This is a genomic window from Peribacillus asahii, from assembly GCF_004006295.1.
In the GTDB taxonomy this organism is placed as follows: Bacteria; Bacillota; Bacilli; order Bacillales; family DSM-1321; genus Peribacillus; species Peribacillus asahii_A.
Genome location: NZ_CP026095.1, coordinates 4,817,373 through 4,826,182, shown reverse-complemented (window position 1 = coordinate 4,826,182; position 8,810 = coordinate 4,817,373). Strand labels below are relative to the sequence as shown.

General features: G+C 37.9%; 8 protein-coding genes. All 8 read left to right on the top strand.

Annotated elements, in window-relative coordinates; all coding sequences use genetic code 11:
• Window positions 1-794 precede the first annotated feature (794 nt).
• Window positions 795-929 carry a 50S ribosomal protein L34 gene (gene rpmH / locus BAOM_RS23840; protein WP_019243402.1) on the top strand — a complete coding sequence of 45 codons (135 nt, stop codon included), beginning with the start codon at window positions 795-797 and terminating at the stop codon, window positions 927-929.
• Between the two features lie 81 nt (window positions 930-1,010).
• Entirely contained in the window at window positions 1,011-1,367 is a 357-nt protein-coding gene (rnpA, locus tag BAOM_RS23835; protein WP_127762389.1) for a ribonuclease P protein component, read from the top strand.
• A gap of 163 nt (window positions 1,368-1,530) precedes the next feature.
• On the top strand, window positions 1,531-2,319 hold the full coding sequence (gene spoIIIJ, locus BAOM_RS23830; RefSeq protein ID WP_127762388.1) for a YidC family membrane integrase SpoIIIJ: 789 nt from the start codon (window positions 1,531-1,533) through the stop codon (window positions 2,317-2,319).
• On the top strand, window positions 2,316-2,936 hold the full coding sequence (jag, locus tag BAOM_RS23825) for an RNA-binding cell elongation regulator Jag/EloR (protein ID WP_127762387.1): 621 nt from the start codon (window positions 2,316-2,318) through the stop codon (window positions 2,934-2,936). Before spoIIIJ ends, jag begins: the two co-directional genes overlap by 4 nt.
• Window positions 2,937-3,453: 517 nt before the next feature.
• Window positions 3,454-4,839 carry a tRNA uridine-5-carboxymethylaminomethyl(34) synthesis GTPase MnmE gene (gene mnmE, locus BAOM_RS23820; protein WP_127762386.1) on the top strand — a complete coding sequence of 462 codons (1,386 nt, stop codon included), beginning with the start codon at window positions 3,454-3,456 and terminating at the stop codon, window positions 4,837-4,839.
• A gap of 23 nt (window positions 4,840-4,862) precedes the next feature.
• Window positions 4,863-6,749 carry a tRNA uridine-5-carboxymethylaminomethyl(34) synthesis enzyme MnmG gene (mnmG, locus tag BAOM_RS23815; protein WP_127762385.1) on the top strand — a complete coding sequence of 629 codons (1,887 nt, stop codon included), beginning with the start codon at window positions 4,863-4,865 and terminating at the stop codon, window positions 6,747-6,749.
• Between the two features lie 150 nt (window positions 6,750-6,899).
• A complete protein-coding gene (rsmG, locus tag BAOM_RS23810; protein ID WP_127762384.1) occupies window positions 6,900-7,616 on the top strand; it encodes a 16S rRNA (guanine(527)-N(7))-methyltransferase RsmG in 717 nt (238 codons plus the stop codon).
• 147 nt (window positions 7,617-7,763) lie between these two features.
• Window positions 7,764-8,624 (top strand): nucleoid occlusion protein, encoded by an 861-nt coding sequence (gene noc / locus BAOM_RS23805; RefSeq protein ID WP_127762383.1) that lies wholly within the window; start codon window positions 7,764-7,766, stop codon window positions 8,622-8,624.
• Window positions 8,625-8,810: the final 186 nt, after the last annotated feature.

The following is an 8,810-nucleotide window of genomic DNA, read 5'->3' as shown; positions in this document are numbered from 1 at the left end:
AGGACAAAATAAATGTATCGATTGCCGTGTCCTTCAAATAATTTTCGACATAGCAATCGATCATAACTAATCTCCGAAACGCTACATATAGTGTTGTACAACCTTTGTCCACCCTATATGTAGAATGAGAGAATTTATACGTATATTTATTCATCAACAGGCATTAAGCTATATATATTAATAAGGAAGAAAAGAAGATTTTCTACAATATCCACGCGTTGTGGATAACATTATATACACAGTTGGAATAAACTATCCACACTTTATCCACATTTTGTGGATAAGTCTAATCTGTTGATAAAGTTATTCAGAGTGAAAACACATATATAATATCAAAACTTTAGGCTTTGTGCAATGGTTTTCAAAACTTTATCCACAACTATATCAGACTGTGGGAAAAACTTTTCCACAGGGTATTATTATGTGTAAAAGTGTTGAAAAAAGTTGTGGATATTGTTAGAAACGCGAAAAAACTATCCACAATCATTATTAGGACAGGCACTGAAAGATTGACGCATCATTTTGTCTTAGTATTCGACAAATGTCTTTTCTTAATCTGTTATATTTCAATCATTTATTTCCATGAACAATACTTTTTAAGGATTTGGGCAAAATTTTCTATGTCGATTATGAGGAAAATGATTTACAATGGAGAAGAACGTTTAAAAAGACTCACTGGACAAATAGGTGTAAAAAGAAAAATTCAAAGGATGAGGTTGACATTTACTATACCTCATCTATATAATCATAAGGACTGTCTTTAACTGTTATTCCTCAGGGAGGTGTCATAGAGAATGAAACGTACTTATCAACCGAATAAGCGCAAGCATAGTAAAGTTCACGGATTCCGTGCCCGCATGAGCACAAAAAACGGACGTAAAGTATTAGCTGCACGTCGCCGCAAGGGCAGAAAAGTATTATCTGCATAGACCACTGAAAAGTCTCAGTGGTCTTTTTTCGCAAATAGACCGTCACTTAGGGATCCAATTCGTTTATTGAAGGTGTAGAAAATGAAAAAAAAGTTAAGGATAAAGAAGGATAAAGAATTTCAACTTGTGTTTAAAAAAGGGGAATCTTTTGCAAACCGTCAATTTGTAGTTTATGTCCTTGAAAAACCTGACCAAGATTGTTTCCGAATTGGCCTTTCTGTCAGCAAAAAAGTAGGCAATGCAGTCGTCCGGAATCAAGTGAAAAGATACATACGACAAACGTTTTTGGAATTAAAGAATGAAATTGATGTCGGAAAGGATTATGTCATTATTGCTCGTAAACCAGCCGCAGATATGGACTTCTTTCAAGTAAAGAGCAGTTTAATCCATGTGCTCAAACGTTCCAAATCACTAACTTTTAAACTGAAAAACAACTAGGGTATATATGAATAGATAGATGAAACAAGGATGCACTAGGAAGAATGCGCTTTCTTAAGGTAAGATATGAATTTCTGAATTGGATAATTTTTACTTGAAGTCTGCGTCTAAACAGTTCAAAATTGTTTCATAGAGATTGATTGTAGTCAGGAGGAAGTTACGGTTGAAGAAACGAATATTACCTATTATTGGATTGGCCTCGATTATGATGCTACTAGCGGGTTGTACAGAAATTAATGAGCCGATTACCGCAGAAAGTGAAGGATTTTGGAATTCCTATATTGTTTATCCGCTGTCATTGTTAATTATTTGGCTCGCTGAACATTTAGGCCATAGTTATGGATGGGGTTTAATTGCTGCTACATTAATTATCCGTACAGCTATTCTTCCACTTATGATTAAACAAGTAAAAAGCTCAAAAGCAATGCAAGCAATTCAGCCCGAAATGAAAGAACTTCAAGCGAAATACAGTTCGAAAGATCAGGCTACGCAACGACAATTACAGCAAGAAACAATGGCGTTATTTCAAAAGTATAATGTCAATCCGCTTGCTGGATGTTTACCAATAGTAGTGCAAATGCCAATTTTAATTGGTGTTTATCATGCGATTAGTCGTACGGGGCAAATCGCAAATGACAATTTCCTTTGGTTTGACCTTGGTTCACCAGATCCATTTTTTATTTTGCCAATTGTGGCAGGGATTACGACATTTATTCAGCAAAAAATGTCAATGGTTGGTATGAATACAAATCCACAAATGCAAGCGCAAATGACAATGATGCTGTATATTATGCCAATTATGATTATGATTTTTGCTTTTAATTTCCCAGCGGCTCTTTCGTTATATTGGGTAGTAGGGAACATCTATGGTATTGTTCAAACTTATTTTATTAAAGGCCCAGAGTTGAAAAAAGCAGCTGCAGAAAATGCAGGGGGAGCAAAGAAAAAGTGAAAAAGATAACTGCTACAGGACAATCTGTCGAAGCAGCAGTTGAATCAGCTTTAGCTCAGCTTAACAGCACAAGAGATCGCGTTGAAATTGAAATTGCAGATGAAGGCAAGAGAGGGCTATTTGGTTTATTTGGTTCTAGACAAGCTATCGTCCATGTAACGTTGTTAGCGGATCCTATCGAGGAATCTCTTCACTTTTTGAAAAAAGTAAGTGAAGAAATGGGAGTACAAGCTGATATAATGATTCAGCGACAAGGAAAAACAATTACGTTTCTTCTATCCGGAGAAAAAATTGCTTTAGTAATTGGAAAACGAGGTCAAACATTAAATGCTCTTCAATATTTGACTCAACTTGTGGTGAATCGACATGCTAAACAATATTTGAATGTTGTCGTTGATGCAGAAGGTTATCGAGAACGTCGAAACGAAACACTCATTTTGTTAGCAACGAGAATGGCTGATAAAGCAGTTAGAACAGGGAAAGCCGTGTCACTAGAGCCAATGCCTTCATATGAGCGAAAGGTGATTCATACTGCTCTTATGAATGACCGAAAAATTAAAACGACATCTCATGGTACTGAGCCTTATCGCTATTTAGTCATTACACCAATCCAATAAAGATAGAAAAAACCCTTCGTATGAATGAGACGAAGGGTTTTTTCTTATGCCGGGAGGAAACGATAAGAGATTTGGAATGATGAAGAAAAAGAACTAGCGCTGACTGATAAAGGATTTGTGTTTTTTTCAAAGATTAAAAAGGATAATAGCTTCAATAATCTAGTTGTTCTCTTCTTATATTGTTATTCACATGTGGATAAGTTAAAATAAACGTTACAGAATATAGCTTTGAAAGCTTGTGGATAACGGAAGGCAGGGAATAGTCTCTACTTTTTTTCACCTCTTTCCTGTGGTATTGTAGGTATTTAGGGACTTTATTGCAGATGAACGGGCCATAAGCCTTTCACTTTAGGACGGAGAGGAATCAATCACAGATAAGTGGGGAATAACTGCCCGTAAAGGCCTAATTCATTCAACGAACCATCAGTGGGGGAAACGGCCCATCCGTTGATGAAAGTTTCATTTTATTAGAATAGAACAATACACATAGAACGATTTCTAGGTAAGAGGTGAAAGCATGGAATTTGATACAATCACCGCTATTTCAACGCCGCTTGGCGAAGGAGCAATTGCTATTGTTCGTATAAGTGGGGATGAAGCAATTAAAATAGCTGATGGGATTTTTCGAGGTCCAAGCGGAAAAAGTCTTCTTCAAGTGAACTCTCATACGATTCATTACGGCCATTTAATAGAACCGAAATCAGGGGAGATCGTCGAAGAAGTCATGGTGTCCGTTATGAAGGGGCCAAAAACATTTACAAGAGAAGATGTCGTGGAAATCAATTGTCATGGAGGCATTGTTTCTGTGAATCGGGTATTACAGCTCATTTTATCACAAGGAGCTAGACTTGCAGAACCTGGCGAGTTTACGAAGCGTGCCTTTTTAAATGGGCGTATTGACCTTTCACAGGCAGAAGCTGTAATGGACTTAATTCGTGCCAAAACAGATAAGGCGATGAATGTTGCTTTAGGACAGATGGAAGGACGTTTATCAAAACTCATTCAAAAATTGCGACAGGAAATTTTAGAAACACTCGCTGTTGTCGAGGTTAATATAGATTATCCAGAGTATGATGATGTGGAGGAAATGACGCATCGTTTATTTTTGGAAAAAGGGAATTATGTAAAGCAGGAAATTGAAAAGCTATTAACAACATCACAGCAAGGAAAAATCTTACGCGATGGATTAGCAACGGTTATCATTGGCCGTCCGAATGTTGGAAAGTCTTCACTATTGAATAGTTTAGTTCAGGAAAATAAAGCGATTGTTACCGATATACCTGGTACAACCCGTGATGTCATTGAAGAGTATGTCAATGTTCGTGGTGTTCCTTTAAAGCTTGTTGATACAGCTGGCATTCGTGAAACAGAGGATATCGTCGAGCGTATTGGTGTCGAACGGTCACGTGCTGTTCTAAAAGAAGCAGATTTAATTTTACTTGTGTTGAATTATTCAGATGAATTAACAGCAGAGGATGAAAGTCTGTTTGAAGCGGTTAGTGGTATGGATGTTATCGTGATTGTGAATAAAACTGATTTACCGCAAAAAATTGATTTGGAACGTGTTTATGAATTAGCCAGATCGCATAAAGTTGTCACAACTTCCTTATTGGAGGAACAAGGTATTGATGAATTGGAAGAAGCGATTGCTGATTTATTCTTTGAAGGCTCACTAGAAGCAAGCGATTTAACGTATGTATCCAATACTCGTCATATTGCCTTGTTAGGGCAAGCTTTACAGGCTATTACGGATGCAATTGATGCGATTGAAATGGATACACCGATTGATTTAGTCCAAATTGATTTTACAAAAGCATGGGAATTGCTAGGTGAAGTTATTGGAGAAAGTGTTCAAGATAATTTAATTAATCAGTTGTTCTCACAATTTTGTTTAGGAAAATAAAAGTTAAGAGGAGACGTTTTTAAATGCAATATGAAGCAGGTAGTTATGACGTAATTGTCGTTGGAGCAGGGCATGCGGGCAGCGAAGCCGGTCTTGCAGCCGCTCGGGTCGGTGCGAAAACTTTAATGCTAACAATCAACTTGGATATGGTGGCGTTTATGCCTTGTAATCCTTCCGTTGGCGGTCCTGCAAAAGGGATTGTTGTGCGAGAAATCGATGCATTAGGCGGAGAAATGGGACGCAATATCGATAAGACGCATATTCAAATGAGAATGTTGAATACGGGGAAAGGTCCAGCTGTACGTGCTTTGCGTGCTCAGGCTGATAAATTTCTATACCAGCATGAGATGAAAAGAACGATTGAAAATCAACCTAATTTGACACTAAGACAAGGTATGGTTGAGCAGCTTATTGTTGAAGACGATATCGTAAAGGGTGTTATTACACAAACGGGCGCTATTTATCGTGCAAACACGGTCGTGATTACGACAGGGACGTTTTTACGAGGAGAAATTATTCTCGGAGAATTAAAATACTCGAGCGGTCCGAACAATCAACAGCCTTCGATTAAATTATCTGAGCACTTAGAGGAATTGGGCTTCGACTTAGTTCGTTTTAAAACAGGTACACCGCCAAGGGTTAATAGTTCTTCGATTGATTATAGTAAAACCGAAATTCAACCTGGGGACGATGTACCACGTGCATTTTCTTATGAAACGACGAAATATATTACCGATCAACTACCATGCTGGTTAACGTATACGAGTCTAGAAACGCATCAAATTATTGATGCTAACTTGCACCGCTCACCGATGTATTCAGGGATGATTAAAGGAACAGGTCCGCGTTACTGCCCATCCATTGAAGATAAAGTTGTTCGTTTTAATGATAAACCGCGTCACCAAATCTTCCTTGAACCAGAAGGCCGTAATACACAGGAAGTTTATGTACAGGGTTTATCAACGAGTTTACCAGAAGATGTTCAACGTAAAATGCTTGCTTCCATTCCTGGTTTAGAAAACGTTGAAATGATGCGTGCCGGTTATGCCATTGAGTATGATGCGATTGTTCCAACTCAACTTTGGCCAACATTAGAAACGAAAAAGGTGAAGAACTTATACACAGCTGGTCAGATTAATGGTACGAGCGGATATGAGGAAGCTGCAGGTCAAGGTCTTATGGCTGGTATGAATGCCGGATTAAGAGCCATCGGTAAAGAAGAAGTTATTTTAAGCCGCTCTGATGCTTATATTGGTGTTCTTATTGATGACCTTGTTACAAAGGGGACGAATGAACCATATCGCTTATTAACGTCTCGTGCAGAATATCGTTTGCTGCTTCGTCATGATAATGCTGATATGCGTTTAACGGAAATTGGCCATAAGATTGGCATGATTAGCAATGAACGTTATGAGCGTTTCTTAGCTAAGAAAGCGGCCGTTGAAGCGGAAAAAGAACGATTACAATCCATTATTTTAAAGCCATCTGAAGAAGTTCAATCAGTGATTAGAGAGAATGGCGGGACAGAGTTAAAAGACGGAATTCGCGTTGCTGATTTATTAAAGCGTCCTGAGATGAGTTATGTGCATATTCAACAATTAGCACCGAGCGAAATCGAGCTAGACGATGAAGTAATGGAACAGGTGGAAATCCAAATTAAGTATGAGGGCTATATTGCAAAATCCCTGCAACAAGTCGATCGTCTGAAGAAAATGGAGAACAAAAGAATTCCAGAAGATATTGATTATGATGCAATCGGTAGTTTAGCTACAGAAGCTCGTCAAAAATTGAAGCAAGTTCGCCCGCTTTCTGTCGCACAGGCCTCTCGTATCTCAGGAGTAAACCCAGCCGATGTTTCTATTCTGCTTGTGTATTTAGAGCAAGGTAAAATTGCCCGTATTTCACAATAGTCGAAACAAAAGTAATATTATTAAAGGCGGCGTGAACGGAGCGTGCACGAATAAAAGCCTTAAGTTTGATAAAGTAGTTCTCAAACTCAAGGTTAATCAAAAAAGTGTGCGGAGTTCCGCCCCTTTTCCTATAAAGGATGGAATAAATAGATGAATATTGAACAATTTCAGCAAGCATTAGAGGGGAAGGGGATTACCCTTTCGACACAACAGCTTGAGCAATTTGAAACATATTACAAATTGCTCGTGGAATGGAACGAAAAGATGAATTTAACGGCTATCACAGATAAAGAGGAAGTCTACTTAAAGCATTTTTATGATTCAATTAGTGCTTCTTTTTACTTTGATTTTAACAAGCCTTATCATCTTTGTGACGTAGGAGCTGGAGCAGGGTTTCCGAGCATTCCACTTAAGATTTGTTTCCCTAATATTCAGGTATCAATTGTCGATTCACTGAATAAACGTATTTCTTTTTTAGACCATTTGGCCAGTTCTTTAAAGCTAACAGGTGTGAAATTCTATCATGATCGTGCAGAAACGTTTGCCCAAAAAGCAGAGCAAAGGGAAACGTACGATATCGTGATGGCGCGCGCTGTTGCTCGAATGTCCGTTTTAAGCGAACTTTGTTTACCGCTTGCAAAAGTGGACGGAACCTTCATTGCGATGAAAGCAGCAAGTGCCAATGAAGAAATAGAGGTTGGAAAGAAAGCGATTGTTACACTTGGTGGAAAAGTCGAGGAAGTTCACTCCTTCTCTTTACCAGAAGAACATAGTGATCGGAATATTGTGATCGTTAAAAAGGTCAAAAATACACCAAAAAAATATCCTCGAAAGCCTGGTACACCAAATAAACAACCGATTGAATAAGCGGATTACTAGCAAATTTCAACGAATACAAGCCCCGATTTTTGTTAGCTATTAAGACAGGTCAATGGGAAATGACAAATTTATGCAGGACTTGTCAAGTTAATAGAGAATATGTTAATTGGGAGTTTTAAAAGGTGGTGTATGGAGATGAAGCATCCTTTTTCGCGGTTCTTTGGATTTGGTGAAAAGGAAGAACAACTAGAGATAGAGACACCTAGCAGTCAAGAAGGCATCAGGGAAATTTCCATTTCTGAGATTGTGCCTAACCGTTATCAACCAAGAACTGTTTTTAATGAAGAGAAAATTGCTGAACTAGCTCAAACCATTCATACACATGGGATTATTCAACCGATTGTTGTTAGAGAATATGAGCAAGGGAAGTTTGAAATTATTGCTGGTGAGCGTCGTTACCGTGCAATGAAGAAGTTAGGCTGGGAAAAAGCCCCTGTTATTGTGAAAGAATTTAATGATGCTGAAACAGCCTCCGTTGCTTTAATTGAAAATTTACAACGTGAAGAATTAACACCAATCGAAGAAGCTATTGCCTATGGTAAGCTAATTGAATTACATAGTTTAACCCAGGAAGCATTAGCTCAAAGACTTGGTATCGGGCAATCTACAGTTGCGAATAAGCTCCGACTACTTAAGCTTCCACAAGAAGTTCAAGATGCTCTTCTTCAAAAACAAATTACTGAACGGCATGCCCGCTCGTTAATCCCTTTGAAAAATCCGATGATGCAGGTAAAGCTTTTAGAGGAAATTATCGAAAAGGGTTTAAATGTCAAGCAAACAGAAGAATGTGTAGTTAAACTACTCTCCAATTCTGATCAAAAACCAAAGCCAAAGCCAAAGCGTAAAGCTTTTAGTAAAGATATGCGAATTGCGGTCAACACGATTCGCCAATCTTTAAATATGGTCACAGATAATGGCATTAATGTAGATACAGAAGAAGAAGATTTCGATGAGTATTATCAATTTACGATTAAAATACCGAAGAAAAGACCTTAAATAGCGAGTGGCTTGGTAATCTTGGATTGCCAAGCTTCTTTTTCATTAACCACGCACTGTAGCATAATGTCGTTTTTTAGTATAGCGAGGAAAGGGTCATTAAAACAAATCTACCTGAAAAGGTAATCTAACAAATAACCAATATTTATAAGATTTTAGTAAATTATTCATGATAAAATAGATAAT